24 protein-coding genes and 3 tRNA genes are annotated in these 26,231 nt (G+C 61.7%); 4 read left to right on the forward strand and 23 right to left on the reverse strand.

Going from position 1 to position 26,231, the window contains the following annotated elements:
- Positions 1–10 precede the first annotated feature (10 nt).
- Entirely contained in the window at positions 11–484 is a 474-nt protein-coding gene (gene coaD / locus CIK75_RS07605) for a pantetheine-phosphate adenylyltransferase (RefSeq protein ID WP_096223522.1), read from the reverse strand.
- 78 nt (positions 485–562) lie between these two features.
- On the opposite strand from coaD, the gene CIK75_RS07610 reads away from it, so the two are divergent.
- On the forward strand, positions 563–1,771 hold the full coding sequence (locus CIK75_RS07610; protein WP_096223523.1) for an aminotransferase class I/II-fold pyridoxal phosphate-dependent enzyme: 1,209 nt from the start codon (positions 563–565) through the stop codon (positions 1,769–1,771).
- Entirely contained in the window at positions 1,768–2,559 is a 792-nt protein-coding gene (locus tag CIK75_RS07615) for a fused MFS/spermidine synthase (protein WP_096223524.1), read from the forward strand. The genes CIK75_RS07610 and CIK75_RS07615 overlap by 4 nt, the downstream gene beginning before the upstream one ends.
- Here CIK75_RS07615 and rsmD read toward each other — a convergent pair.
- The 4 genes from rsmD to CIK75_RS07635 are packed head-to-tail and all read right to left on the reverse strand — an operon-like array spanning position 2,524 to position 7,355.
- Entirely contained in the window at positions 2,524–3,105 is a 582-nt protein-coding gene (gene rsmD / locus CIK75_RS07620; RefSeq protein WP_086998680.1) for a 16S rRNA (guanine(966)-N(2))-methyltransferase RsmD, read from the reverse strand. The two genes, CIK75_RS07615 and rsmD, sit on opposite strands and share 36 nt — an antisense overlap.
- Positions 3,106–3,111: 6 nt before the next feature.
- Positions 3,112–5,346 (reverse strand): ATP-dependent DNA helicase RecG, encoded by a 2,235-nt coding sequence (gene recG / locus CIK75_RS07625; protein WP_256382352.1) that lies wholly within the window; start codon positions 5,344–5,346, stop codon positions 3,112–3,114.
- Complete coding sequence (locus CIK75_RS07630; RefSeq protein WP_086998763.1) at positions 5,339–6,301, reverse strand: DAK2 domain-containing protein; 963 nt, start codon at positions 6,299–6,301, stop codon at positions 5,339–5,341. The genes recG and CIK75_RS07630 overlap by 8 nt, the downstream gene beginning before the upstream one ends.
- 22 nt (positions 6,302–6,323) lie before the next feature.
- Positions 6,324–7,355, reverse strand: coding sequence for an LCP family protein (locus tag CIK75_RS07635; protein ID WP_241895359.1), 1,032 nt, complete (start codon positions 7,353–7,355; stop codon positions 6,324–6,326).
- A gap of 168 nt (positions 7,356–7,523) precedes the next feature.
- Between CIK75_RS07635 and CIK75_RS07640 the strand changes: the two genes are divergently transcribed.
- Positions 7,524–7,916: a DUF3515 family protein gene (locus tag CIK75_RS07640; protein ID WP_343251894.1), complete on the forward strand. Its 393-nt coding sequence runs from the start codon at positions 7,524–7,526 to the stop codon at positions 7,914–7,916.
- 24 nt (positions 7,917–7,940) lie between these two features.
- On the opposite strand, the gene CIK75_RS07645 is transcribed toward CIK75_RS07640, so the two are convergent.
- The 6 genes from CIK75_RS07645 to leuC all read right to left on the reverse strand — a co-directional run bounded on the left by CIK75_RS07645 (position 7,941) and on the right by leuC (position 14,438).
- Complete coding sequence (locus tag CIK75_RS07645; RefSeq protein ID WP_086998674.1) at positions 7,941–9,065, reverse strand: D-alanine--D-alanine ligase family protein; 1,125 nt, start codon at positions 9,063–9,065, stop codon at positions 7,941–7,943.
- Entirely contained in the window at positions 9,062–10,093 is a 1,032-nt protein-coding gene (locus tag CIK75_RS07650; protein ID WP_086998672.1) for an NAD(P)H-dependent glycerol-3-phosphate dehydrogenase, read from the reverse strand. The genes CIK75_RS07645 and CIK75_RS07650 overlap by 4 nt, the downstream gene beginning before the upstream one ends.
- Positions 10,090–10,869, reverse strand: a complete 780-nt coding sequence (locus CIK75_RS07655) for a lysophospholipid acyltransferase family protein (protein WP_096223526.1) — start codon at positions 10,867–10,869, stop codon at positions 10,090–10,092. Before CIK75_RS07655 ends, CIK75_RS07650 begins: the two co-directional genes overlap by 4 nt.
- A 7-nt stretch (positions 10,870–10,876) precedes the next feature.
- A complete protein-coding gene (murA, locus tag CIK75_RS07660; RefSeq protein WP_096223527.1) occupies positions 10,877–12,202 on the reverse strand; it encodes a UDP-N-acetylglucosamine 1-carboxyvinyltransferase in 1,326 nt (441 codons plus the stop codon).
- 144 nt (positions 12,203–12,346) lie between these two features.
- A complete protein-coding gene (gene leuD, locus CIK75_RS07665; protein WP_086998662.1) occupies positions 12,347–12,949 on the reverse strand; it encodes a 3-isopropylmalate dehydratase small subunit in 603 nt (200 codons plus the stop codon).
- Between the two features lie 10 nt (positions 12,950–12,959).
- Positions 12,960–14,438 carry a 3-isopropylmalate dehydratase large subunit gene (leuC, locus tag CIK75_RS07670; protein ID WP_086998660.1) on the reverse strand — a complete coding sequence of 493 codons (1,479 nt, stop codon included), beginning with the start codon at positions 14,436–14,438 and terminating at the stop codon, positions 12,960–12,962.
- A gap of 106 nt (positions 14,439–14,544) precedes the next feature.
- On the opposite strand from leuC, the gene CIK75_RS07675 reads away from it, so the two are divergent.
- Positions 14,545–15,264 (forward strand): IclR family transcriptional regulator, encoded by a 720-nt coding sequence (locus CIK75_RS07675; RefSeq protein ID WP_086998657.1) that lies wholly within the window; start codon positions 14,545–14,547, stop codon positions 15,262–15,264.
- A 16-nt stretch (positions 15,265–15,280) separates the two neighbouring features.
- Here the strand turns inward: CIK75_RS07675 and thiL are convergent, their stop codons facing one another.
- From thiL to CIK75_RS07730, 12 genes are all read right to left on the reverse strand, one after another.
- Positions 15,281–16,345, reverse strand: a complete 1,065-nt coding sequence (thiL, locus tag CIK75_RS07680) for a thiamine-phosphate kinase (RefSeq protein WP_086998654.1) — start codon at positions 16,343–16,345, stop codon at positions 15,281–15,283.
- Positions 16,338–18,032 (reverse strand): GTPase, encoded by a 1,695-nt coding sequence (locus tag CIK75_RS07685; RefSeq protein ID WP_086998651.1) that lies wholly within the window; start codon positions 18,030–18,032, stop codon positions 16,338–16,340. The genes thiL and CIK75_RS07685 overlap by 8 nt, the downstream gene beginning before the upstream one ends.
- Positions 18,029–19,744, reverse strand: a complete 1,716-nt coding sequence (locus CIK75_RS07690; RefSeq protein WP_343251895.1) for a dynamin family protein — start codon at positions 19,742–19,744, stop codon at positions 18,029–18,031. The genes CIK75_RS07685 and CIK75_RS07690 overlap by 4 nt, the downstream gene beginning before the upstream one ends.
- A gap of 211 nt (positions 19,745–19,955) precedes the next feature.
- Positions 19,956–20,028: transfer RNA gene (locus CIK75_RS07695), tRNA-Glu, on the reverse strand.
- Between the two features lie 48 nt (positions 20,029–20,076).
- Positions 20,077–20,149, reverse strand: a tRNA-Glu gene (locus tag CIK75_RS07700).
- A gap of 64 nt (positions 20,150–20,213) precedes the next feature.
- Positions 20,214–20,285, reverse strand: a tRNA-Gln gene (locus CIK75_RS07705).
- Between the two features lie 123 nt (positions 20,286–20,408).
- Positions 20,409–21,917 (reverse strand): glutamate--tRNA ligase, encoded by a 1,509-nt coding sequence (gene gltX, locus CIK75_RS07710; RefSeq protein ID WP_096223529.1) that lies wholly within the window; start codon positions 21,915–21,917, stop codon positions 20,409–20,411.
- Positions 21,918–21,959: 42 nt separating this feature from the next.
- Entirely contained in the window at positions 21,960–22,193 is a 234-nt protein-coding gene (locus tag CIK75_RS16410; RefSeq protein ID WP_143413287.1) for a hypothetical protein, read from the reverse strand.
- Between the two features lie 54 nt (positions 22,194–22,247).
- Positions 22,248–23,009, reverse strand: a complete 762-nt coding sequence (locus CIK75_RS07715; RefSeq protein WP_086998641.1) for a fumarylacetoacetate hydrolase family protein — start codon at positions 23,007–23,009, stop codon at positions 22,248–22,250.
- Positions 23,010–23,012: 3 nt separating this feature from the next.
- Positions 23,013–24,152, reverse strand: coding sequence for a UDP-glucose 4-epimerase GalE (galE, locus tag CIK75_RS07720; protein WP_096223530.1), 1,140 nt, complete (start codon positions 24,150–24,152; stop codon positions 23,013–23,015).
- Positions 24,153–24,171: 19 nt separating this feature from the next.
- Complete coding sequence (locus tag CIK75_RS07725) at positions 24,172–25,002, reverse strand: alpha/beta hydrolase (protein WP_143413289.1); 831 nt, start codon at positions 25,000–25,002, stop codon at positions 24,172–24,174.
- Between the two features lie 76 nt (positions 25,003–25,078).
- Positions 25,079–26,170 (reverse strand): branched-chain amino acid aminotransferase, encoded by a 1,092-nt coding sequence (locus CIK75_RS07730; protein WP_096223531.1) that lies wholly within the window; start codon positions 26,168–26,170, stop codon positions 25,079–25,081.
- Between the last annotated feature and the right edge of the window lie 61 nt (positions 26,171–26,231).

Consider the following 26,231-nt stretch of genomic DNA (forward strand, 5'->3'; position numbering starts at 1 on the left):
GTTGCAGGCTCTAACGACCATTGCGAAAACGGCTAACGACCGAGCGGGGAAGATATTCGTCGACGTCACCGCCTAGGGCTTGGACTTCTTTGATCAGGCTCGAAGACAGATGCGCATATCTGTTGTCCGCGGAGAGGAAAACGGTCTCGACCCCTGTCAGATGCCGATTCATGGCAGCCATCGGGACCTCGTACTGATAATCCACGACGGAGCGCAGGCCCTTGACGATGGCATCGGCCCCCACCTCGCGGCAAAATCCTGCCAGCAGCCCATCCCCCATCGGTACGACGCTGATTCCCGCGAGCCCGGAGACAGTTTCACGCGCCATCGCGATCCGTTCCTCCTCGTCGAAGCGGTACTTTTTGGAGTAGTTCGTTGACACGGCCACCACGACCTCGTCGAAGAGGCTACTGGCACGGGCAATGATTTCCACATGACCCTTATGAATGGGATCAAAAGATCCGGGGCAGACGGCTCGACGCATACGTGCAATCTATCAATTGGAGGCGTCCATGACCTGCAATAGTCGTCATGTCGGCCGCGTCCTTGCCATACTGAGTCCATGTCCCACAGCTTTCCCTGGCAACGTGCCGCCCATGGCGCAAATCTCCTCGGCCAAGACGGCCACCTGGCAGCAACCATTTTCGAAGAGATCACTGTCCTCGCACGAAAACACGATGCCGTTAATCTCGGTCAAGGATTCCCCGACGCGGACGGGCCCGACTTCATGGCCGAAGCAGCCGCACAAAATATTCGATCAGGTCAGAACCAATATGCACCGGGTCCGGGTATTCTGGAGCTCCGCGAAGCTATTGCAGAACACCAGCAACACTTCTACGGGCTTTCGCCCGACCCTGCGGACGGCGTCGTGGTCACCACGGGTGCTACTGAAGCGATTGCTGCGTCGGTCCTCGCCCTGGTCAATCCGGGAGATGAAGTTCTCACCTTCGAGCCCTTCTATGACTCCTACGGGGCGACCATCGCTTTGGCGGGAGGTATTCACCGGACGGTTCCGCTGCGGCTTCCTGATTTCCAGCCAGACCCAACAGATCTTCAACGCGCCATCACCGCTAAAACGCGCATGATTCTGCTCAATAATCCGCATAATCCGACGGGGACGGTCTTCACGCGCGAAGTCCTCGAACAGATCGTCCAGCTCGCTGAACGTCACGACGTGCTGATCGTGTCTGACGAAGTCTACGAGCACCTGACCTTCGGCTGTCAGCACATTCCGGTGGCCTCCATCGATGGTGCTTGGAAGCGGACGATCAGTATTTCCTCGGCTGGCAAGACTTTTTCCTTTACCGGGTGGAAGGTCGGATGGGCGAGTGGACCAGCCGCCTTGATTGCTGCAGTCCGCACGGTGAAGCAGTTCCTTTCCTACAGTTCGGGTCCGGCCTACCAGCCCGCCGTGGCCGAGGCGCTCCGGCTTCCCGACGAATACTTCGCGAATTTTGCGACGGATTTGGCAGAACGCGGCACGTTCCTGGCCGACGGCTTGGAGAACGCTGGCATGGGAGTGTACCGCCCTTCAGGCACGTACTTCGTTGTCGCCGATGTGGCACCCCTGGGAATCGACGACGCCTCGGAGTTGGCGCGGCGGATGCCTGAAATCGTTGGGGTTGCCGGGATTCCCCTGTCGGTCTTCTGTCACCAGGAGGGTGCCGCTGCTACACGTACGTTGATCCGGTTCGCCTTCTGCAAGCGGCCCGATGTCCTCGCCGAGGCGACGAAACGGCTGAGTCGGCTGCGTAAAGTAATCACCCGATGAACGTCCCGCACCACAAGACCCATCGCCGCTGGCTGTCCGGCGTCGGTCAACACGCGGAGCTCATTCCCGACACGTGGATTCCCGGCGCGTGGGTCCTCTCGATCGGCGGCGCCGAGCAATCCCACGTCAATCCTGCGGCTCCCCAGGAAATCTTCTACGAGTACCTCCGCAGAACTGCCAACCATCTAGATCTACTCGGCTCCCCTGGTACACCGTTGAAGGTTCTGCACTTGGGTGCAGGGGCCCTCACCTTGGCTCGCTACCTCGCCGCGACGCGTCCCGGAAGTACCCAGGTTGCCGTGGATTCAGAGCGGGAGCTCTTGGGCTTCGTCACCGAGGTCCTGCCGCTACCCGCCGAGACGAACCTTCAACTGATCATCGCTGATGCACGTGATGTTGTCGCTGGGAAGCTTGTCAGGGAAACCTTCGACGCCGTCATTCTGGATGTTTTTGCCGGAGCCGACGCTCCGGAACACTTGCGTGCGGATGAATTCCATCGAGAAATCCGACGATTACTGGCCCCTGCGGGGATTTCATTGGTCAATGTCGGGGACGATCCGCCCTTTGCCTTCATCCGCCAACAGATCCGCGCCATGGAAGAGACGTACCGGCAGGTCACCGTCGCTGGTCCCCAGGATCTATTCGAGCTCCGAGCCCCGGGAAATTTCATTCTCATGGGGACAGATACCGCGTGGGACGGCTCTCGGCTAGACGACTTGCGTGGCATGGGCCCCCACCCCGGCAGTGTCCTTTCAGGCGTCGATCTTGACGACCTCCGCAAACCATAGGGTCGTCTCCCCGTATTTTTTCGTCGACAGTCCGGCCAGCTCCGCCGGCCACGAAGGTTCAGGGGAACGTGAGGAACGCTCCAGGACCACCAGCGCCCCCTCGTTCAAGACAGGCACCAACGCCAGGAGCGTGGCCGAGAGCTCCGCGTCAGTCAGAGGGTAGGGCGGGTCCATGAAGACCAGGTCCCAGCCACGCCCCGACTCGGTTTCAGCTGCCAAAAACGTCTTGACTGACCCGCGCCGGGCCGCGATAACTTCGCGGCGCAGGTGTTTGTTGACCAACGCGGCATTGGCTTGGCACACCGCCAAAGCCTTGGGAGCTTGCTCAACGAGCACTACTGCTCGAGCTCCCCGACTGGCTGCCTCAACGCCGAGTGCGCCGGAGCCAGCATAGAGGTCCAGAACACGAGCGCCGTCGAGTTCGTCCTGGCTTTCCAACCTCGAGAAGAGTGCTTCCTTCACACGATCGGTTGTCGGTCGAGTAGCGTCACCCGGTACGGAGGTGAGGCCCAGTCCCCCGGCTGCACCGGCAATAACACGTCCCATATGCGGCTAACCTCGTTCCAGAAAAGCTTGCATGTCATCATCCACCCAGCTGTGCACCAGTTGGCGCAGTCCCGGGTGCGCGGCGAGCCCTCCGATGCTTTCAACGATTTTTTCGGCATCGGTTCGGGCTGCCGTGATGATCTTCCGGTCACGGACGACCCGGAGGATCTTCAGGGTGTTCTGTGTTCCCGATTGTCTGGCCCCCAGCACGTCTCCTTCGCGGCGTTCGGCCAAATCAACTTCCGCCAGCTCAAAACCGTCGGTGGTTTTGGCCACGGCTGCGAGTCGTTGCAAGGAAGGGTGCTCCGGGGGCAGCCATGACGCCAAGAGACAGGTCCCTGGCAGGCCGCCACGGCCAACGCGTCCGCGCAGCTGGTGCAACTGCGACACACCGAAGGAGTCGGCATCAAGGATCACCATGGCGGTGGCATTGGGGACATCGACGCCTACTTCGATGACCGTCGTGGAGATCAGGATTCCGGTCTCCCCCGATTCGAATCCTGACATGGCGGCTGCCTTCTCTTCGGTCGTCATCCGACCGTGCAGCGTATCGATGCCTACCCCGTTGAAAAGCGGCATGTTTGCCACACGTTGGTACATCTCCTCAACGGTAGCCTTCGGCGGTGCAGGCAGACCGGGCAGATTAGCGCCTTCAGATCCTGTGTCCGAGCCCATAGCTTCGGAGCCGTTCGGCCCCGGAGCCATGCCGTCTTCCGTCGCCTGTTCGGAGATGCGCGGGCAGACCAAATAGACTTGGTGTCCCTGATCAACCTCTTCTCGCATGAGGGCAAACATTCGGTCGCGGTAGCGTTCGTCATGGAGGTCAACGACATAGGTACTGGTCGGGGCCCGGCCGGCCGGCAATTCCGACAACGTACTGATCTCCAGGTCCCCAAAGACCGTGATCGCGACGGTTCGCGGGATAGGTGTTGCCGTCATGACCAGCATATGGGGTTGAATGCTGTTCTTGGCTCGCAAGGTATCTCGTTGTTCGACGCCAAACCGATGTTGTTCGTCGACAACAACGAATCCCAGTTCGGCAAAGATCACGTTTTCCGATAGCAACGCGTGGGTCCCGATCAGGACTCCGGTCTCCCCGGAGGCAACCCTCAGCAGGACTTCCTTGCGCTGTGCGGCGGGCATGGACCCAGTGAGCAGATCCACGCGTGTCCCGTTCGGCTGGCCGTCTAACTGCCCTGCACGTCCTAGTGGGCCCAGCATCCGGGAGATGGACGCATAGTGCTGCTGCGCCAGGACCTCTGTCGGTGCCATCAACGCCGTTTGGGCACCGGCATCGATCACCTGGAGCATGGCCCGCAACGCCACGACGGTCTTACCTGACCCGACCTCTCCCTGGAGCAGACGGTTCATCGGTCGTTGACGCGCCAGATCCGCTGAAAGTTCCATCCCGGCCCGGATCTGGCCTTCGGTGAGCGTGAACGGCAGAGCTGCTTCGAAGGCATTAAGTATCCCGTCGACTCCCCCGACCCGAGCGGTAGCTGGCTGGCGGAAGCGGTGCGCCCGGCGCTCAGCCAAGGCCAGCTGGAGCACCAATGCCTCGTCGTATCGGAAGCGTTTCTTCGCCGCTTCACCATGGGCGACCGTATCCGGCGCGTGGACCGCGTGTAGGGCTCGTGCGAGCTCGGGAAGGCGGTGTTGCTCGCGGAGTGATTCGGGCACCGGATCTGGGTATGTCGTCGATGAGACGCCAGCCAACACCAGGTCCATCATGCCCCGCAGTGCCTGGCTACTGACCGCAGCGGTCGCCGGGTAGATGGGGATCGGCCGGGGTTCGGCGTCCTCTGCGGTTTCCAAGAGTGCGTACTCGGGTTGGGCTAGTTGAAGTGTCTGCCGGTAGGCACCGACTTTTCCACTGAACATGGCCACGGTTCCGTGGGTCAGTTCCTTGGCAGCCTTGTACCCGTTGAAGAAGGTCATGTTGAGTCGGCCCTGCGTGTCGCCGAGTTCGTCCTCGACAGCTACTTGCAGGAGCATCCCTTTGCGTCGTTGCATTCTGCGTTGTTCCGAGGAGACAACCCGGGCCACCACGGTCACGGTTTCACCGAACGGAAGTTCGTCGATACGCGTCAGTTCACCCACGTCGAGATAACGTCGGGGGAAGTGGTGGAGCAGTTCCCCACAGGTTTCGATATGAAAGGCCTTGGCCACTGCGTCGGCTGCTCGACTTCCAACTGCCGAGCGCAAGGGTGTTTCCGGACCGAAGGACGTTGAGTCAACCACTGTGGGTGCACAAGTCCGTAATAGAAACGTTGACCGGTTCACCGGCCTCACGGATGGCTTCCAGCGCGTCTTCTGCAGCAGGAACATGGACGTGGACACGCCAGCGATAGGCTTCGTTGGGCCCATTGACCGCGCTCATGATGACCGAGTTGCCGAGCGAGTCGAGCCGGGCACGCAGCGTGGCAGCTTCCAAGGCTCCCAACGTGATCGTGCACATCACTTCGACGCCTTCCTCAGTTGAGGACGTGGCATGAATGTGGGGATCCTGGATCCCGTACCCGTGTAACGGGGTATAGCGCGATTCCTCAGGTTCTTCACCCGTCAGCGCTGCACACAGCGTATCGAGGACCAGCAGCATACCCACGGCTCCGGCATCCACCACCTTGGCTTTGGTCAGCGCCCCGAGCTGGTCTTCAGTACTGACCACGGATTGGATCGTTACTTCCTGCACGGCAGTCAGAACCTCGCGCAGGTTTGCTCGACTGGACGGATCGGCAGTCGATTGTGCCACCGCGCTACTTGCCGCCCGAGCCGCGGACTCCGCCACGGAGAGCATGGTCCCCGGAACCGGGTCGCTGAGCGCGGACCATGCCCGGACCCTTCCACGTTCCAGGGCGGCGGCGAGCAAGGGGCCGGTCAATCGTGGCTGTCCCAGCAGCGGTTCTGAAAAACCGATAAGGAATACCGAAAGCAGTGTCCCTGAATTACCGCGCGCCGATTCCATTCCGGCTCGACCTGCCGTCGCCAGATACTCGCCGAGGTCCTCTGATTCCAATACCGACACCGCGTCGTGGGCAGTTCGCGCGGTCAGGTAAAGATTGGAGCCGGTATCCCCGTCAGCTACCGGAAAGATATTGATAGCGTCCAGCCGGTCGCTATGGTTGGCCAGGGCCCCGACCATCGATTCGAGCCAGGTGGCTGCTGCGGGCACCCCTGAAGCGATCTTGGCGGTCATGTTCGTTCCCCTTACGGGTTGCTTAGAGTCCGTGTGACTGGACGAATTCGCCGACTTTGTCATCCTTGAGTGCGGTGGCGAGTTCATCGATCGCCGCGTCGTCAGGGACAACGATTGATTGGCCGTCGTTGGACCAACCGGTGCCCTTATTCGGCAGTGTGAAGAAGTGCATGTCCCCACTTCGCACACGAGCCAGAGAGGCGCCCAATTTACCAACCTCGACCGCGCCGAATTCATCGTCGACGGCGATATATGGCGAGATTTCATCGACCACATCGGTCATCTTGGCCGGGTTGGCCAACGTTTTCGGAGTCAACACCTTCCCCACGACAGCCTTGATAAAGGTCTGTTGGTTCTTCACTCGCTGATAGTCGCCATCCTTGAACGACTTTCGCTCGCGGACAAAGGCCAAGGCCTTATCTCCTTCGAGATGTGTCTGTCCTTGAGTGAAGTCATAGTGTCCGTACCCTGACGTGAAATTCGATGGCACGTTGACATCGACACCACCTATCGCCTCGGTGAGCCCCTTGAAGCCTTCCATATCAATGGAAGCCACATGGTCAATACGCGTATCCAAGAGTGTCTCCAGCGTCTGGACCGCCAGCGGGACTCCACCGTAGGAGAAGGCTGCGTTAATCTTGTGGCTGCCCTTCCCCGGAATCGGCACCCAAGTATCGCGCATAATCGAGGTGACGAAAACGTTCTTTCGGTCTGCCGGTACGTGGATCAGCATGATGGTGTCAGATCTGCCGGCATTGGGGACACCCTTGAGGTTCTCCGAGTCACCGGATCCGCCTCCAGAGTCGCTGCCCAGGAGAAGAATGTTGGAGGCCCCATTGGCCGACTTCTCAGGGCGGACTGAGTCCGAAGGGAAAGCCGACTCGATTTTTGCGCTGTGCGAATCGAAGTTCTTGGCGAGCATGAAGACGTATCCACCGGCGACCAGGGCGGCAATCACGACCAGTGACAAGAGAGTGATGATGGTCGCTCGTACCGGGTGCTTCGTCTTATGTTCGGGTTCACCGAACGCCAAATCCATGTTCTCTTGGGACATGTCAGCCTTTCATCGCCGTGGTTGCCGTCTCATCTTAGCCGTGGCACCACGGGTTAGAGTGGAGGTGTGCGTTTGCCTGTTGATTTATTTGTTCAGCGCCGGGCCCTCCCGGCGGTCGTTGTCCTTCTCGCGGGCCTATCATTGGCAGGATGTGCCAGTCCCGCTACCGTGCAGCCGGCCGATGACGCAGCGAATCCACTCTGCGCTGACATGATGGTAGCGATGCCGGATGAGCTGGCCGGCTACAAACTTCGCCCCACGACCAGTCAAGCAACGGCAGTCTGGGGGGACCCTGCGAAAATCATCCTGCGGTGCGGCGTCAATGTTCCGGGCCCGACGACGGATCAGTGTGCCGGCGTGAACGGTGTGGACTGGGTGGCCAAGGAGGGTGAGGTCGCATGGACGTTGACCACCTACGGCCGGACCCCCGCCACCGAGGTACTCTTCAATCCGGATGAAGTGCCTTCCAGTTCCGTGCTGTCCCAGCTTGGATCCGCCGCCGAGCGTATTCCCGCTCAAGGAGGGTGCAGCACCCAAGACACCTCCGAGGACCTGCCGTAGGTTCCCGAAGGGAACCACCGGGTCCTAGCGGAGACCGGTTTTTCGGTTCACGGCCAACCAGATCAGTTCGTCGACGAGTTCCGCGTAGCCGATTCCGGTCTCCCCCCAAATACGCGGGTACATGCTCACCGGGGTGAAGCCGGGCATGGTGTTGATCTCGTTGATGATCCAGCGGCCATCATCGGTGTAGAAGAAGTCGACCCGGGCCAGGCCTTCACCACCGATCGCGTCGAACGCGATGGAGGCCTGTTCCCTGATGATCGAGATCTGGTCTTCAGGTAGAGCGGCCGGGCAGGTGAGCTCCGCGGCTCCCCCGTCCACGTATTTGGCGTTGAAATCGTAGAAGGTATCGGCCCCGGCCGTGACCTCGATCTCTCCGGGCAATGAGGTCCGCGGCGCGTCGGAGCCGCGTCCTTCGAGCACACCGCATTCGATTTCACGGCCGGCAATGCCCTGTTCGATGATGACCTTCGGATCGTGCTCGCGCGCCGCGTCGATGGCGTGGACGAGTCCGGCTTCGTCGGAGACGCGGCTCACGCCGACCGAGGATCCTGCGCGCGCAGGTTTCACGAAGAGGGGGTATTCAAGACCCGACAGCCGGCCCAGGCAGACTTGCCGGTCCCGCAGCCATTCCTTATCGGTGATGACCTCGTAGGGGCCAACTTCCAACCCAGCTGCCTCGAAGACGAGTTTGGCGAAGTGCTTATCCATCCCGATGGCGCTGGCGGCAACGCCGGAGCCCACATACGAAACGTCGGCCATTTCCAGCAGCCCTTGGACCGTGCCGTCTTCGCCGAAGGATCCGTGCAGCACGGGGAAGACGACGTCGACTCCACCGAGGCTGCGCATGGCCCCGGATTCGCTATGTCCAATGAGTTCGGTCGCCTCATTGGTATGGGAGAACTGCAGGGACTCTCCACTGGGTTTGATTTCCGGAGCGACGCCGGAAGACAGTGACCAAGACTCCGGGTCGGCTTCTTCAATAGTCCACTGTCCCTGACGGGTGATGCCGATAGGAACGACCTCGTACTTCTCAGGGTCCAAAACCCGGAGGATCCCGGCAGCAGTCACGCAGCTCACGGAGTGTTCCGGCGACCTGCCGCCGAAGAGCAGCGCGATCCTTGTTTTTTTGCTGTTGGTCGCACTCATGAGCCTTCTCCTTCGGATTTAAGTTCCCGCCCCAGCAGGCGTTCGGCCATCGCTGACACCGTCAGTTTTCCTTCGAGGACCATGACCACGGCCTCAGTGATCGGCATTTCCACGTGGACGTTTCGGCCCAGGTCCAAGACGGCACGAGCGGATTTGATGCCCTCGGCGGTCTGCGTCATCGTGTCGTTGACATCCTCGAGGGTGAGCCCGTTGCCGAGGTGCCGCCCTGCCGTGCGATTGCGCGAGAGCGGGGAGGAACAGGTAGCTACCAGGTCACCCAGGCCGGCCAGCCCCGACATGGTCTCCAGTTTTCCGCCGATGGCCAGGGCCAACCGTGTGGTTTCGGCCAACCCGCGGGTGATGACCGAGGCTTTGGTGTTGTCCCCCATGCCGCGGCCATCGCAGATGCCCACGGCCAAGGCGATCACGTTCTTCACGATGCCGCCGATTTCGACGCCGATGAGGTCGGTATTGGTGTACGGACGGAAGTAGTCAGGAGAGCAGGCATTGGCGATCCATGCTGCCGTGTCACCATCCGGGCAGGCCACCACCGAGGCGGTTGGTTCTTCACGGGCAATTTCCATGGCCAGGTTCGGGCCGGAAACGACGGCAATTTCGTCCTGGTTTCGGCCGATTTCTTCCGCGATGACTTCCGTCATCCGTGAGTCGGTCCCCCGTTCGAGGCCCTTCATCAAGGACACGATGACCGCACCGGCAGGGATGAGGCCTACGACTTTTCGTAGCTGTTCGCGCAGCTGTTGGGCTGGCACCGCCAGCACCACCATGTCGGCACCGGCTAGGACGGCACCGGCATCCGCAGAGGCAGTGATATTGGACGGAAGGACGGTTTCCTTCAGGTACGTCGAGTTCGTATGCCTCGAGGTGATTTCCTCGGCAACCTCAGCACGGCGGGCCCATAACTGGACCGTGGTTCCGTCGTCGGCGCAGGAGTCTGCCAGGACCTTGGCAAAGGTTGTTCCCCAACTTCCGGCTCCGAGGACGGCAATCTTCTGCGGTGCTGGCCTCATGCTGCCCCTCCTGGTCGGTCGTCTTCGTTGCGGTTTTTGTCTTCGGTGTTCATTCGTCCGGTCGCCGTCTGCCCATGCGCAACCGGGTCCCATGGTTTCTCTGGTGGCTGCTCGCCACGGAGCTCGCCCACCTCCGCCGATAGGGCGGCAATAATGCGCTGTGTCGCCTGGTCCAAAACCGTGCGAGTCATCGGTCGGTCTCGTAGATCGTCGAGGTCCACGGGCTGGCCGGCTCTGACATACACGCGCTTTCTTGGGAAGATGCTCAACGTCTTGCCGTAACGGGGCAGGACCTTTTGCGCGCCCCAATGTGCGACCGGTACCACCGGCGCCCCGGTCTGCAACGCCAGCCGGGCCGCACCCGTGCGTCCACGCATGGGCCATTCCTCGGGATCCCGAGTCAGGGACCCTTCGGGATAGATGATGATCACGTCCCCAGCATCGAGTACTTCCTTCGCAATGGCTAATGATCCGCTGGCACCCGCAGTCGCCCGGGACACCGGCACCTGATGGGAGGCCCGCAGGGCAGCACCCAGAAGCGGAACCTTGAAGAGCGACTCTTTCGTCAGATAACGCGGCAGGCGACCTTGGTTGTAGAAGGCATGGCCCACCACTACCGGGTCGATCTCCGTGATGTGGTTCGGGCAAGCGATAAAGCCCGCTACTGGCAGGTTATCGAAACCGATCCACGTCTTGGCCATCAGCACGTTCATCAGGGGCCTGGCAATTCCGGCCAGGATCCCGAAGACCAGTCGCTGTCCCCGTTCTTCCTTCATCCGGGCCCTAGAGGATTTCGCTGATTTCGACGCGTGCTCCGAGGCCCTGGACCTTTTCCAGGAAACGCTCGTAGCCACGGCTAATCAGCTCGATCCCGGTCACATGGCTGGTGCCGTCGGCGGCCAAGGCTGCAATGAGGTGTGAGAATCCGCCCCGGAGGTCGGGGATGTCGATATCGCGGCCCACCAGCTGCGACGGACCGGTGATGACCGCCGAGTGCTTGAAGTTTCGCTGTCCGAACCGGCAAGGAACCGCACCGAGGCATTCGCGGTGCAATTGGATCGTTGCTCCCATGCGCACGAGGGCTTCGGTGAATCCAAACCGGTTTTCATAGACGGTCTCGTGGACGATCGACACGCCATGTGCCTGCGACAGGGCAACGACCAAGGGCTGCTGCCAGTCGGTCATGAACCCGGGGTGGACGTCGGTTTCAAGAACCAGCGGCTTCAATTCCCCCCCGGGGTGGAAGAAACGGATGCCGTCGTCATGGACCTCAAAGTCACCACCGATCTTGCGGTAGGTGTTCAAGAAGGACGTCAGGTCCTGTTGGTCTGCCCCCTCGACGTAAATGTCTCCGCGCGTCGCCAGTGCGGCCGAGGCCCAAGAGGCACTCTCGTTGCGGTCAGGGATGGCGCGGTGGTTGTAGCCATGGAGCTCGTTGACTCCCTCGATGCGGATGACCCGGTCGGTCTGGACGGTGATGATGGCGCCCATCTTCTGCAAGAGCGCGATCAGGTCCATGATTTCAGGTTCCACCGCTGCGCCGGTGAGTTCGGTTATACCTTCGGCCCGGACAGCTGTCAGCAAGACCTGCTCGGTGGCGCCGACGCTCGGGTAGGGCAGATCCACTTTGGCGCCCTTGAGTCCGTGGGGGGCGCTGATTGAAATGCCATTGGCGCGTTTATCGACCACGGCACCGAAATTGCGGAGGACTTCCAGATGGAAGTCGATCGGCCGGTCACCGATCCGGCAGCCTCCAAGGTCGGGAATGAAGGCTTCCCCGATGCTGTGGATCAACGGGCCGCAAAAGAGGATGGGAATGCGCGAGTCCCCGGCATGGGCGTCAATCTCATTGGATGGGGCCGTTTTGGCACCCTGAGGATCGAGGGTGAGATCACCGGATTTAGGGTCCTTCTCAACCGTGACACCGTGGATCTGCAACAGACTCGTGACGACGTCGACGTCCTTGATCTCAGGGACGTTGCGCAGTACCGAGGGGGTGTTCCCCAAAAGAGAGGCCACCATTGCCTTCGGAACTAGATTCTTGGCCCCCCTGACCTTTACTCTCCCCTGTAGCGGGACACCGCCGTGGATAGTCAGGACCTTGCCCATGTATCAAAACCTCACACTTGTATGGTTCTTCGAGTTCTCCGAAGGTTCTCGGCAAGCATACAGCCACCACCCCTGACGACCCTTGAACGCGCGGCGGTTCGGCGTGCGCGATTCGCTGTCGGCTGAAGCGATGCCGGTCTACGCTCAGGAATACTTTGCTGGCAGCGTTTTCGGCTTCCAGCTGGGCCGGGTCTGCTCATAAGAGGTGATCCCCGGTTCCTGCTGCAGGGTCAGCCCGATATCATCCAGGCCCTCCATGAGCCGCCAGCGGGTGTAGTCATCGATATCAAACGGCGCGACAATCGATCCGCAGCTGACCGTCCGTGATTCCAGGTCAACGGTGACCTGGGACCCCGGGTGGTTGTCGAGCTCCTTCCAGATGAGCTCTATATCGCCTTGGTCGACTTGCGCAGCGACGAGGCCCTGCTTACCTGAGTTGCCGCGGAAGATGTCGCCGAACCGCGATGAGAGGACGGCACGAAATCCGTAGTCTTTCAGCGCCCAGACGGCGTGCTCGCGTGAGGAACCGGTACCGAAGTCCGGACCAGCCACCAGGACCGAACCATGAGAGAAGGGGGCTTGGTTCAGCACGAACTCAGGATCCTTGCGCCAGCGAGCGAAGAGTGCATCGTCGAAGCCCGTGCGGGTGATCCGCTTGAGATAGACGGCGGGGATGATCTGGTCGGTGTCAATATCAGACTGCCGCAGCGGAACGCCGATGCCCGTATGTGTGGTGATCTTTTCCATATCTACTTCCTTAGGCTGCTGAGGCGGCTGCGCCGTCGGCTGGTTCCAGGTCCGAGGGAGAACTCAGGGTTCCCCGGATGGCGGTGGCTGCTGCTACGAGCGGTGAGACCAGGTGGGTGCGCCCGCCTTTGCCCTGACGGCCTTCGAAATTGCGGTTGGACGTCGAGGCACATCGTTCGCCTTCGGCCAACTGGTCGGGGTTCATCCCCAAGCACATAGAACAGCCGGCAAAGCGCCATTCGGCTCCAAACTCCTTGAAAATCTGATCCAGTCCTTCGGCTTCGGCTTCGAGGCGGACGCGTGCAGAGCCAGGGACGACGATCATGCGGATGTCGGGATCCTTTTCCCTGCCGCTGATGATGTTGGCTGCCGAGCGCAGGTCTTCCATGCGGGAGTTGGTGCAGGATCCCAGGAACACGGTGTCGACCCGGATGTCTTTCATCGGTGTGCCGGCCGCCAGGTCCATGTAGGTCAGGGCCCGTTCGCAGGCGGCGCGGGCGTTCTCGTCCTCGAAGTCTTCGGGAGCCGGGACCGATTCGGAGAGGGAAACGCCTTGGCCGGGGTTGGTTCCCCAGGTGACGAAGGGTTCGAGGTCATCGGCGTTGACGTTGACCTCGGCGTCGAACCGGGCGTCATCGTCGGTGCGCAGCGTTCGCCAGTAGTCGACCGCGGCGTCCCAGTCGTCGCCCTGTGGGGCGTGCGGGCGGCCTTCGAGGTAGTCGAAGGTGATCTGGTCGGGGGCGACCATGCCAGCGCGGGCGCCGGCTTCAATCGACATGTTGCAGATTGTCATGCGGGCTTCCATGGACAGCGCACGGATGGCCGAGCCACGGTATTCCAACACGTACCCTTGGCCCCCGCCGGTCCCGATCTTGGCGATGACGGCCAAAATGATGTCCTTGGAGGTCACCCCGGTGCGCAGGGTTCCCTCGACGTTGATGGCCATCGTCTTGAAGGGTTTCAGCGACAGGGTCTGGGTGGCCATCACGTGTTCGACTTCGGAAGTACCGATGCCGAAGGCCAACGCGCCGAAGGCTCCGTGGGTGGAGGTGTGGGAGTCCCCGCACACCACGGTGACGCCGGGCTGGGTCAGGCCCAGCTGCGGTCCAACGACATGGACGATCCCTTGCTCCTGATCCCCGAGCGAATGCAGTCGCACGCCGTACTCGGCGCAGTTCGACCGCAACGTCTCGATCTGGGTCCTGGAGGTCGGATCGGCAATCGGCTTATGGATCTCCAGCGTCGGAGTGTTGTGGTCCTCGGTGGCAATGGTCAGATCAGGCCGGCGCAACGGCCGACCGGCCAGCCGCAGCCCTTCGAAAGCCTGCGGCGACGTCACTTCGTGAATCAGGTGCAGATCAATGTAGATGAGGTCCGGACGGCGTGCCGAGCCTTCTCCGCCACCTTCTTGGACCACATGTGCGTTCCAGACCTTTTCGGCCAGCGTCTTCGGCGTGGTGGTGGCCGTGGACCGTTCCTGTTCAGACATTGGGTTCCTCCTGGATTCTTCCCTTAGATCTAGGACACCACCAGCGGCACTCCACGCGCTAGCAGAATAGCGTGCATCTCAAATGGTGAGACGCTAGTATCAATAGATGGACACTTCTAGCGGGGTCGGCGTCATCGACAAGGCAGCTCTGGTTCTCGATTCACTCGAGGCTGGACCCATCAGTTTGGCTCAATTGGTTGCGGCCACCGGGCTCTCACGCCCCACCGTCCACAGGTTGGCCCAGGCGTTGGTCCACCATCGGCTGGCGGGCAAGGACATCCACGGCCGGTTCATGCTCGGCAGCCGCTTGGTGGAACTGGCATCCGCCGCTGGCGAGGACCGTCTCATCGCCGCTGCCGGCCCACTCCTGGTCCAGCTCCGCGATGCCACCGGTGAAAGTTCACAGGTATTCCGCCGTCAGGGTGAAAACCGGGTCTGTGTTGCCTCAGCCGAACGTCCCGTCGGGTTGCGCGACACCATTCCCGTGGGCACCCAACTGTCCATGAAGGCCGGTTCGGCGGCCCAAGTCCTGCTGGCGTGGGAAGACCACGAGAGGCTGCTGCATGGGCTTAACCAAGCGCGGTTCTCCCCCACCATTCTCGCGGGTGTGCGGCGGCGAGGATGGGCCCAGTCCCTGGGCGAACGCGAACAAGGCGTGGCTTCCGTCTCGGCACCGGTCCGCGGCCCCTCGGGCCGGGTCATCGCCGCCGTGTCGATCTCCGGTCCTATCGAACGTCTCGGCCGTCAACCGGGCAAGGCTCATTCGGAAATCGTGTGCCGGATGGCAGCCCAGCTCAGCGAGGCGCTGAAGAAGCCGACCGCCTAAATCAGCTCGCCTCCTCCTATCCACTGAAATGGTCGAATCCGGGGGAGGACTCCCCCGCGGACCCGGAAGGATACGGCGCGCCATCCAGCGAGATGCATTGCCGTACGTCCTGGTCACCACTTGCGCGGCCCACCCGGCCCACGCGCATGAATCCCGAAGGCAGTGCTGCATCTGGGGGAAACGTTGCCAGCAACCCGTGGTCCTCTCCCCCGGAGAGAACCCAATTCAAGGGTTCCTGTTCCATGAGTTCCGCGGCGGCCCCGAGATCTATGCCTTCGCGTTCCATGGATCCGATGATGGCCCGTAGTGAGGTGGATTCCAAGTCAATGGACACCCCGCTGGCTTCGGCCAGTCGTCCGGCATCACGGGCCAACCCGTCGGAGATATCCATCGCCGCGGTTGCTCCAGCCGCTGCCGCCCGGGGTCCCGCGGATAAGGGAGGGCGTGGCCGGAGCTGTCGTTCAACCAGAGTTGCGCACGACGGATCGAGAGCGGTGAAGTCATGCTCGGACTCCAAAAGGGCCAGCCCGGCGGCAGCGGCGCCCAGAACTCCGGAGACTGCCAGGATGTCTCCAGGACGGGCCCCGCTCCGCAGCAGCGCAGGGCCGGGAATCGAGCCGGTCAAGGCGGCCGTGATCGACAGTTCACTCCCCGAACTCAGGTCGCCTCCAGCTAGTGCGCATTGGTCGGCGCCGAGTTCCCTGACCGCTGCCGAGAAACCGTCGGCGATTCCCTCGACCCACGCCACGGGTGTCTCCGGAGGAAGCGTCAGGGAGATGACTGCGGCCGTCGCTACAGCCCCCATGGCGTTGACGTCTGACAGGTTCTGCGCCGCAGATTTCCATCCGACGTCATATCCGCTGCTCTGGTACCCGTTGCGCCAGTTGAGACGGAAGTCTCGATCCTGGACGAGGGTATCGATGGTAACGACGAAGCGTCCTCCCGGAGCGTCGATAATGGCGGCGTCGTCCCCTGGCCCCAGCAGCATGCTGGCTCCGCGCAGACGTGGCAGGATCCGTTTAAGGACACCGGCTTCACCGAGTCCGGCCACCGTCTGTTCCTGATCCGATGTTTCAGCCACGGGCCCTCCGAACGGCGGAGCTGAAGGAGTTGAAACGCCTGACTTCCTCGCTCACTGGTTCCACAATTGCGTTCTGTGCCACGTGGGCGATGGAGGCCTTGAGCCTCTTACCCGCTGCGCGTGCCCTCCCGGAGGCAGCGGCCCGAGCCAGGAGGCCGGTCGCGAACCCGAGGACAATACCCAGCAGCACTCCCCCGGCCAGCATCAAGGTCGGGACGGGAAGGCCTTCAACCCGGGGGGCTGGCGGAGCGTCGAACTGCAGATATCCCATGACCGCCAACACGGCCAGCCATCCGGCCCCGGCCAGGGCCACGGCCAACGCCGACCACTGCACCACGGAAACAACCGGCCACCACCAGGACCCCCGTCCTGCCGAAATGTCCGTAGAAGCGATCGCCTGATCCAGCGCATCCGGCAGCTCCTCCGAACTGGCACGGGCGGCACGCCGGATCGATCCCCGCCAGGCTTCGGGAGCGCCCTGGCTCGCCCCGTCGGCGAAGGCGCGTACGGCGGAATCCGCCTGGGCACGTTGGGCAGCACCGGGGGACGGGAATGACGTCCTGTTCACTGCAGGATTGACGTCTCGACTGCGCAGATTCAGACGGCGCAAGGGGTCGGGGCGAAGCCGGGACAACCAGCGGGTCACCGGCCATCCGGTCCGGGCGCGAGCCTGGAGACGGTAGGAGGTCCGCGCGGCGGCAACCACGGTGTCCACTCCAGCAGCTTCTGCCAAATGATCAGCCAGACGTCGCTGCTCGGCACTGCCGGGCTCGCTCAGCCCCCTCCCGATAGCCATCGCCGGGTCTCCGCGCCACCCTGCTTTGGGATCCGTTGTTGAAGGTGATTCTCCGATGAGGCCGTCCGCGGCAGCGGCGACGTCTTGAAGCAGCCGGTCCGTTGCCGCTGATCGTGCGACGACGACGTCGGCGATGGCTTCGCGTAGCCCGTCGATGCCTTCACCGGTCTTCGCCGAGACGGCATGGACTCGCGGACGGCGGAGCCCATCGGCCTCGAGGATGCCGTGCAGGGACTCGATCACTGCTGCACGATCCGAAGAATCCAGGAGATCAATCTGATTCAAGACCACGAGCGTGATACCAGCATAGGCGGCCAGCGGGCGGATGAATTCGTGATGGACCGCGGCATCGGCGTATTTCTGTGGATCGAGCACCCACACGAGGACATCTATCTGCCCGGCAAGTCGCTCGGCGGTTTCGCGATGTGTTGCCGTCGTGGAATCAAAGTCCGGAAGGTCCACGAGGATCAATCCGCTGGCTACCCCGCCTCGGCGTCGCATCAGGCCACTCTTACTCGTTCCCAGCGGTTCATCAAGTTGGTGGCGCTCTGGAACCTGCAACCAGTCCAGAAGATCATCACTGCCCGCTGCGTGCCATACCCCGGCCAGAGGCACGCTGGTCGTCGGACGCGTGGCAGCAGTTCGAGCCAGTTCCCTACCAGTCACTGCGTTGAAGAGCGAGGATTTTCCGCTGCCGGTGGCCCCGAAGAATCCAACGACGGTGTGTTCGGCTGACAACGACCTGCGGGTGGAAGCCTGGTCGAGAACGATCCCCGCCCGCTCTATATCCGCCGCGGGGACCCTGCCCGTGCCAAGCTCGGTGGCAGTCTGGAGCGCTTCGAGTCGTTCGATCAACGGCGTGGTGGCTGTGTCCTTCCCCCGGCGGCTCATGACGTCGCCTCCGGAGTGGTCTGCGCCAGCTGATCCAGCCGCATGGACAAGTCCTTCAACCGAGCGATCTCCTCCGTCGTTGGAGTGTCTTCCAGCAAGGTCAGGAATCGTGAGCTTTCCTCGGCGAGCAGTCCTTTGACCCGCCGCTCGAGTCCTTCACGTGCCGTTTTCGCTAGTCGCCGGACGGCGTCTTCCCCGAAAATGGATTCCAGTAGTTTCTGACCGACGACGGCGGTGCCTCCAGCAATACCCACCTCGAGTCCTGTCAGACCGGCGGTGGAAGCGAAGACCACGACCATCAATGCCACGGCGACACCGTTGACGCCGAAGGAAACCATCCGGGCGGTAAAACGCTTTCCGGACCCTTCTGAACGTATCAGGGCCAGTAACTCGTTTTGCCAGTCTCGGATTTCCGCGGCGACACGATCGCTGAAGCCTTCGGAGGTCGACCCGTAGTCGACGGTACCGATGAGCGATCGGGCGGCGGGGTCGGATCGCCAGAAAGCCTCTGATTGCTCGGCTGCCTTGGCCGCTTCGTCCACGATGACGGCATGCAGCCCGGATTCGATGGCTTCCTCGACGGTGCTGACCGGCTGAGGCTTGCCCGTGAAGAAAGCTCCAATGCGGTCACGTACCTTGCCGATGCCCGATTCCAGCGAGCGGAAGAACTCTCCGGTCCCTACGAAATCTTGCCACCGGGCCAGAACTTCGCCGCGCAGCAGCGTCCCTTCGCTGGTGGCATGACCGATGCGTTCTGCGGCGGCCGCATAGGATTCGGTGACGTGACCGGCCAGCTGGCGGCTGGAGTCGTGTTGTTCTTGTTGTGAAACGGCAATTGCCGCGGTGCGGCGGCCAAGGGTCGCGACCACCCCGGTCAGCGTCTTGCGGGCGATGGCTGCCCGGCCGGCGCTGTCTGCGGCGATACCGGCCAACCACTCGCGGAGGGGTGCCACGGCCTCCGCAGCGAGCATGCCGTCCCCGTCGAGCTCGGATTCCTGGACGACGAAGAGCCCAGCGGTGTCCAATCCCTGTCGGTCGAGCATGGCGCGCAGGTCTGCAGCAACCTCGTCTTCCACCCCCGACGGGACACGGTCCAGCACAATGGAGAGGGTGATGTCGCGGGATGCTGCATCTGCCAGGAGCCGCCACGGCACGGCGTCGGCGTACCTATTGGCAGTGGTCACGAAAATCCACAGGTCGGCTGCCGCGAGTAGTTGTCCGGCCAATTGCCGGTTGGCGTCCGACACCGAATCGATGTCAGGTGCGTCCAGCAAGGCAATGCCCTGCGGGATGTTGTTGTGCCCGAGGAGAAGCAGCGATGGCCCGCCCACGGGGCCGACGCTTTCACCTTTGCCCGCCACCGTCGCGGTCGCAGCCCCCTGAATCTGCCCACTAGGCTCGACGGTCCCAGTGATCCGGGGTAGCCCGGGCAGAATCCGGTCACCGTCGAACCACTCCCTCTCATCCGGATGATGAACCAGGATGGGCTGACGTGTCGTCGGACGGATGGCTCCGGCCCGCGTCACCGGATGGCCGACCAACGCGTTGACCAGCGTGGATTTGCCGGCCCCTGTTGACCCACCAACCACCGCCAGAAGTGGAGCGTCGAGGCTGCGGTACCGAGGCAGGATGTAGTCATTGAGTTGGACGGCGGCATCGTGCACGCTGCTGCGCACGCTGTCGGCCCCTGGGAGGTCAAGTGGCAAGGACACCACCTCAAGGGCAGACCGGCACTCTTGGAGGAGTCCGAGGGCCGGTGGTCCCGTTTGGCCGTCGCTGTCGAGGGAAGTCACTACTACATCATGCCAAACCAAGGGGAAGAACAGGGGAAGCGGCGCAGACGGAACACAGCAGAAATCGGCGCCAGGGTTTCAAACGAAAATTCGCGGCACACCATGACGATGTACCGCGAAGTTCCACAGGTGACCCCAGCGGGATTCGAACCCGCGTTACCGCCGTGAGAGGGCGGCGTACTAGGCCGCTATACGATGGGGCCGCATAGCTCGCATCGTTGAGGGCTGATGCCGCCCTGTTCTGGTGAACGTGACCCCAGCGGGATTCGAACCCGCGTTACCGCCGTGAGAGGGCGGCGTACTAGGCCGCTATACGATGGGGCCATAGCTTGTCCTGTTTGTTCATCGGACAATGCCAGCCGGCGCAGAATCTGCCCCGGCTGTAGCGCTGGGATACCAGGACTCGAACCTAGAATGTCGGTACCAGAAACCGATGTGTTGCCAATTACACCATATCCCAATGGTTTGCCGGACTCGGTTGACCTCTCTTTCGAGATGTTCCGTATGCCTCGGCACGAGAAATAACTTTACCCGAGGAATCCGACAAAACCAAAATCGGCTGGCCCTCCCCAGCCGTGGAGCATCAGGCCAGCGTGGCCTTGAAGTTTTGCAGTCGCTTCAGGGACGATTCCTTCCCGAGGATGACCATGGATTCGAATAACGGCGGCGAGACGCGCTTGCCTGACATGGCGGTGCGCAGAGGCCCAAAGGCCAGTCGCGGCTTGATGCCCATGTTCTCGATCAGCGCGGACCGAAGCACTGCCTGGATCGACTCTGCATCCCAAACAGCCAGTTCTGTCAGTTCCGCTAGCGCGGCGTCGAGGACCTCGTCGGCGTTTCCGGGCATGCCCTTGAGCGCTTCCGGCTGGATCACGATCTCGTCATCGCCACGGAAGAGGAATTCAAGCATTTCCGGTGCTTCACCAAGCAAGGTAATGCGTTCCTGGACCAGAGGAGCGGCCTGATCAAGGGTGTGTCCTTCCTTTGCTGTCAGCGTCTCCCCCGTGAGCCCGGCAGTCTGGAGATACGGCACGAGCCGGTCGCGGAAATCTTGCGCTTCGAGCATGCGCACATGGGTGCCGTTAATGGCTTCAGCCTTTTTGACGTCAAATCTGGCTGGGTTGCCGAGGACGTCGTGGATGTCGAAGGCCTCGACCAGTTGCTCGCGCGTGAAGATGTCTTCGTCTGCCGACAAACTCCATCCGAGTAACGCCAGGTAGTTCACCAAACCTTCAGGAATGAAACCTCTGTCGCGGTGGAGGAACAGACTGGACTCAGGGTCACGCTTTGACAGCTTCTTTTTGCCGGCACCCATGACATAGGGCAAGTGCCCGAAGAGGGGCATATGTTGGGCGATTCCCACGTCAATCATCGCCCGGTACAGGGCGATCTGCCGTGGCGTCGAAGAGAGGATGTCCTCGCCACGCAGAACATGGGTGATCCCCATCAGAGCATCGTCGACAGGGTTCACCAACGTGTAGAGCGGCTTTCCGTTCGCACGGACGACGGCATAGTCGGGGACCATACCGGCTTTGAAGGTGATTTCGCCGCGGACCAGATCGGTAAACGTCAGATCATCTTCGGGCATGCGCAACCGCAGAACCGGCTCGCGCCCCTCGGCACGGAAAGCAGCAATCTGCTCGTCACTGAGTGTGCGGTCGAAATTGTCATAGCCGAGCTTCGGGTCCTCCCCCGCCGCGCGGTGACGGGCCTCAACTTCCTCAGGCGTGGAGAACGATTCATAGAGATGGCCAGCATTCCGCAGCTTGGAAATAGCTTCCTGATAGATGTCTGCGCGCTGCGACTGTCGGTAGGGCTCGTGCGGACCGCCCACGTCGACACCTTCATCCCAGGTGATGCCGAGCCAATTGAGAGCATCGAGCAATTGCTCGTAACTTTCCTCGGAATCTCGCTTGGCGTCGGTGTCTTCGATCCGAAACACCATTTTTCCACCGGTGTGCCGGGCATACGCCCAGTTGAACAGTGCGGTGCGGATGAGTCCGACATGTGGCGTCCCAGTCGGGGACGGGCAAAAGCGGACGCGGACAGGGGTCTCGTCAGTGACGACCGGAATCTGGGATGGCTCAATCATGATGAATCCCATCCTAATACGGCTAAGGGAAGTCGGCCCGCGTCATCGTTCTTTGGACTGGCGGTGATTACGTACCGCCGAGGCGATACGGCGGATCAGTAGTGTCACGGCCAAGGCGATGGCGATGCCCAATAACGTGGTGGTCACCGGGACGGGCCAACCCGCCCGATGAGAGATCCGTGAGCAGACGGCCAAAGCCCACGCGGCTCCCCAGAGGGCCGTGCGACGCTTCTGCCAAGCAGGGCGAGCCGCTCGACTGCGTTGAGTCTCCATCATCGATAGGCGAATGGCCCGCCCTACACGACGTTTTCCGTACACCTTTGGCGTCCCTTAGCGACGGAAGGTATTGGTGAGCGTACCGATTCCCTCGATCTCGACATCGAAACGCTGTCCTTCGCGGAGCAGGCCGACTCCGGCAGGCGTCCCGGTGAGCAGGATGTCGCCGGGCAGGAGCGTGAACGCCTGCGAGGCATACGCGACCAGGTCCGGAACGCTCCAGACCATCAAGGTGGTATCGCCATCTTGAACGGTTTCGCCGTCCAAGCGTCCCTGGATCCGCACATCCTCGACGTCCAAATCTGTTTCGATCCATGGCCCGAGGGGGCAGGAGCCATCCCATCCCTTGGCACGGGCCCACTGGTTGTCGGTCCTCTGCACGTCCCTGGCCGTCAGGTCGTTGGCACAGGTGTACCCGAAGATGACATCGCCGGCTTTATCTGCCGGGACATCTTTGCAGATGCGCCCGATGACGACGGCTAGTTCGGCCTCATAGGACACTTCTTCAGAGAAGGCAGGAAGGGTTACCGGGTCACCGGGGCCGGCCACCGACGTGTTCGGCTTGAGGAACATCAACGGTGTGACAGGAACCTCGTTGCCCATCTCCCGGGCATGTTCGGCATAGGTGCGACCGAAGCAGACGACCTTTGATCGCGGGATGATCGGGGCAAGCAGACGTACATCATCGAGCCGGTGGCGGGTACCGGTGGGCTTGATGCCTTGGAAGAAGGGGTCACCGGCAATGACGATGACGTCTTCGCCGTCGACTACGCCGTACATGGGGTCATCGTCTAGTACAAACCGAGCAATACGCATGGACTACAGCCTAGTAGAGGTTCCGGGTTCCGTGCGATCTGCCCCCGCTGGAAGAGGACGATCTTCGGGCACGTCGTCTGCTGGGGAATTCAAACAGTCAGCTGCCACGCTCTTGTCCTCCAACCCCTGTTCTCGATAGCCTTCTGGGTTGGCTGACTGCCAGCGCCAGACATCGGCCACCATGTCCTCGAGCCCACGTTCTGACTTCCACCCGAGCTCTTCGCGAGCCAAGGTTGGATCTGCCCAGTACGCTGGCAAGTCCCCAGGTCGGCGGGCAGTGACTTCGTAAGGGACTTCTTCCCCCGAGACACGTGAGAAAGCCTGGATCACGTCCAAGACGGAAGTCCCTACGCCGCTACCTAAATTCCAAGAATGTAGGCCGCCGTGCTCGACGAGGTATTCCATTGCCTTGAGGTGCCCGGCCGCAAGGTCAACGACGTGGATGTAGTCACGAACACCGGTACCGTCAGCCGTGTCATAGTCATTTCCAAAGACACTCACTTTTTCTCGGCGCCCGACGGCGACCTGCGCGACGAAGGGCATCAAGTTATTGGGCAGTCCCTGAGGGTCCTCGCCGATGCGTCCGGATTCATGGGCACCGACAGGGTTGAAATACCGCAAATTGGCGATCTTCCAGCGTCCATCCGCAGCAGCCAAATCCTTGAGGATTTGTTCAATATGCATCTTTGTTCGCCCATAAGGATTCATGGCGTCCAGGGGAAGGTCCTCCGTGTATTCAACTATTCCTCCGGCTTCGCCGTAGACCGTGGCAGATGAGCTGAAAACGATGGTCCGTACGTCGTGAGCTTCCATCGCCTCGAGCAGATTGAGAGTCCCCACGACGTTGTTGCGGTAATACCAGAGCGGTTTCTGGGCTGACTCACCGACGGCCTTCAACCCGGCAAAGTGGATGACCGCCTCGGGCGCCGCTTCGGTAAAGACCCGATCCAGAGCTGCAGGCTCCAATAAGTCGGCCACGTGCAAGGTAGCCTCTCCTCCGGCCAGTTCGGCAACGCGTCGGAGGGCCTCGCGAGATGAATTCGACAGGTTGTCCAGGACGTGGACGTCGTGGCCTTCTTCTAGGAGCAGCAGAACGGTGTGGGATCCAATGTATCCGGCTCCGCCGGTAACGAGAATGCGCATGGCCCCCAGTCTATGAGGTCTATCCCGCTGTTGGGGAAGATTGCGCTGCTGCGTCCCGTATCCATTCCTCCACAGTTGCTTTCGCTTCAGGCAACATGGTGTAGCCGTGACCGGCGTCAAAGCCCGCGAAGTCCTTCCCGGTTGCTTTAGCGACGTCCTGCAGATCCTGATAGCGGGTCTCGCCGTCGGCATGCGATGTGGTGAGCAGAACCGGCTGATTCGTTCGTTTCAAGTCGTGCTGGAAGGAATCCGCACCGGCCATACCGTAGCCCGACAAGCTGATGATCGAATCAGCACCGGCAGCTGGCCCGAAGTGCACGGCCAGGTATCCGCCTAGGGAAGCTCCGACGATGACAATCACCCGAGCACCGCTGTCTTGCAGTCGATCGATACCCGCCGTGATTTGCTGGCGCTGGTTGGTCTCGGTCCCGGCGCACTGTGCCTGCCCATACCCACAGAGATCAAAGGTCAGGAATCGAGCATCATGGGCGAGATCATTGAAAGCCTGCGAGTGGGCAAGCCACCCGCACATGCCGTCACCATCGCTCTGGTGCAACAGCAGAACGCCGGTCCTACCGTTCCCCCAGCTGGCGGCTGGCGACGTGGTGGAGCCGGCTTTCAGCGTCTCAGGGACGATTTGCGTCCCGGAGGGGCAGCGGGTGTCGTTCGGTATATCCGAGCTTGGATCCGAGGCAGACGATGCCACCACGGCATTCGAGCCTGAGGTTTTTGAAGCGCCCCCGGTGGCTTCCGTGCCTGCTCCGGCTGCGCAACCCGAGAGGACCATCAGCAGGAGTGCGGTCATCCACAACGACCAATGGCAGCTTTCTCGGTTCATGCTCTCAGACACTAAACCCGACATCCTCGCGGAGCAATGCTCAGCGAGGATGTCGAGTTTGATGCCTTCGCCCAGGGACCAGGTAGGCCTACACGAGGCGGGTGAGCCACCCGTGGGTATCTTCGATGGTTCCGGTCTGGATGCCGAGCAATTGTTCACGGATGGCCATGGCCACCGAGTCCTTGCCGGTTTCCGGTGTCACGATCGATTCATCGGTGGTCTTCAGTTCCCCGATGGGAGTGATGACCGCAGCGGTGCCGCAAGCAAAGACCTCGGCGAGGGAACCGTCAGCCGCCGCACTACGCCATTCGTCGATAGTAATCTTGCGCTCTTGGACCGTCAGGCCACGCTCGCGGGCCAGTTCCATCACGGAGGACCGGGTCACGCCGTGCAGGATGTTCCCGTTCAGTTCTGGGGTGACCAGCGTGCCATCGGTAAAGACGAAGAAGACATTCATGCCACCCAGTTCATCGACTGCGAAGTCATTCGTGGGATCCAAGAAGAGGACCTGCTTGCAATCGTTGGCCTCTGCTTCGAGCTGGGCCGCCAAGGAAGCTGCGTAGTTCCCGCCACATTTCGCCTCACCCGTGCCGCCGTGACCGGCCCGGGCGTACTGGGTGGACAGCCAGATGGAGACCGGCTTCAATTCGCCGCCGAAGTAGTTTCCTGCCGGTGAAGCGATGACGCGGTAGGAGACCTCGTGGGAGGGACGCACCCCCAAGAAGGCTTCCGTGGCGATCATGAACGGGCGCAGGTACAGGGCTTCGCCGTCACCTGAGGGCACCCAATCAACATCGACCGATACCAAGCGCTTCAGCGAATCAATGAACACATCGGTCGGGAGTTCTGGCAGGGCCAGCCGGCGGGCTGAGGTGTTGAAGCGCGCCGCGTTGGCTTCCGGCCGGAAGGTCCAGACGCTTCCGTCGGCGTGACGGTAGGCCTTCAGCCCCTCAAAGATCTCTTGCCCATAGTGCAGGACCGATGCCGCCGGGTCCATCATGATCGGCCCATAGGGTTCGATCCGGGCATCGTGCCAGACCCCCTTGCCGGAGGCATCCTGGGTCCAGTCGACGACGGCGGTGTGGTCGGTGAAGTAATCGCCAAATCCGGGATCTGCCAGAATCTTGGCGCGTTCTTCGGCGCTCTTGGGGGTGGTGGAGAGCTGTTGTGAGAATTCCATGGTGCCTACGCACTTCCTCTGCAAAGTTTTCGTGCCGCCCCTCACACGGGACGTTGTTCCG

The sequence above is a fragment of the Glutamicibacter sp. BW78 genome (assembly GCF_002332245.1).
In the GTDB taxonomy this organism is placed as follows: Bacteria; Actinomycetota; Actinomycetes; order Actinomycetales; family Micrococcaceae; genus Arthrobacter_H; species Arthrobacter_H rhombi_A.

Bases quoted from the DNA above. Each gene is read 5' to 3' on its own strand.
- CIK75_RS07730 (WP_096223531.1), bottom strand. From the start codon at position 26,170: ATGGAATTCTCACAACAGCTCTCCACCACCCCCAAGAGCGCCGAAGAA.
- CIK75_RS07715 (WP_086998641.1), bottom strand. From the start codon at position 23,009: ATGCGTATTGCTCGGTTTGTACTAGACGATGACCCCATGTACGGCGTA.
- leuD (WP_086998662.1), bottom strand. From the start codon at position 12,949: ATGGAAAAGATCACCACACATACGGGCATCGGCGTTCCGCTGCGGCAG.
- coaD (WP_096223522.1), bottom strand. From the start codon at position 484: ATGCGTCGAGCCGTCTGCCCCGGATCTTTTGATCCCATTCATAAGGGT.
- CIK75_RS07685 (WP_086998651.1), bottom strand. From the start codon at position 18,032: ATGAGCCGCCGGGGGAAGGACACAGCCACCACGCCGTTGATCGAACGA.
- CIK75_RS07635 (WP_241895359.1), bottom strand. From the start codon at position 7,355: ATGTCCCAAGAGAACATGGATTTGGCGTTCGGTGAACCCGAACATAAG.
- CIK75_RS16410 (WP_143413287.1), bottom strand. From the start codon at position 22,193: ATGATGGAGACTCAACGCAGTCGAGCGGCTCGCCCTGCTTGGCAGAAG.
- CIK75_RS07675 (WP_086998657.1), top strand. From the start codon at position 14,545: ATGGACACTTCTAGCGGGGTCGGCGTCATCGACAAGGCAGCTCTGGTT.
- CIK75_RS07645 (WP_086998674.1), bottom strand. From the start codon at position 9,065: ATGAGTGCGACCAACAGCAAAAAAACAAGGATCGCGCTGCTCTTCGGC.
- murA (WP_096223527.1), bottom strand. From the start codon at position 12,202: ATGGGCAAGGTCCTGACTATCCACGGCGGTGTCCCGCTACAGGGGAGA.
- CIK75_RS07615 (WP_096223524.1), top strand. From the start codon at position 1,768: ATGAACGTCCCGCACCACAAGACCCATCGCCGCTGGCTGTCCGGCGTC.
- CIK75_RS07610 (WP_096223523.1), top strand. From the start codon at position 563: ATGTCCCACAGCTTTCCCTGGCAACGTGCCGCCCATGGCGCAAATCTC.
- CIK75_RS07655 (WP_096223526.1), bottom strand. From the start codon at position 10,869: ATGAAGGAAGAACGGGGACAGCGACTGGTCTTCGGGATCCTGGCCGGA.
- rsmD (WP_086998680.1), bottom strand. From the start codon at position 3,105: ATGGGACGTGTTATTGCCGGTGCAGCCGGGGGACTGGGCCTCACCTCC.
- CIK75_RS07650 (WP_086998672.1), bottom strand. From the start codon at position 10,093: ATGAGGCCAGCACCGCAGAAGATTGCCGTCCTCGGAGCCGGAAGTTGG.
- gltX (WP_096223529.1), bottom strand. From the start codon at position 21,917: ATGATTGAGCCATCCCAGATTCCGGTCGTCACTGACGAGACCCCTGTC.
- CIK75_RS07630 (WP_086998763.1), bottom strand. From the start codon at position 6,301: ATGACCGCCAAGATCGCTTCAGGGGTGCCCGCAGCAGCCACCTGGCTC.
- galE (WP_096223530.1), bottom strand. From the start codon at position 24,152: ATGCGCATTCTCGTTACCGGCGGAGCCGGATACATTGGATCCCACACC.
- leuC (WP_086998660.1), bottom strand. From the start codon at position 14,438: ATGTCTGAACAGGAACGGTCCACGGCCACCACCACGCCGAAGACGCTG.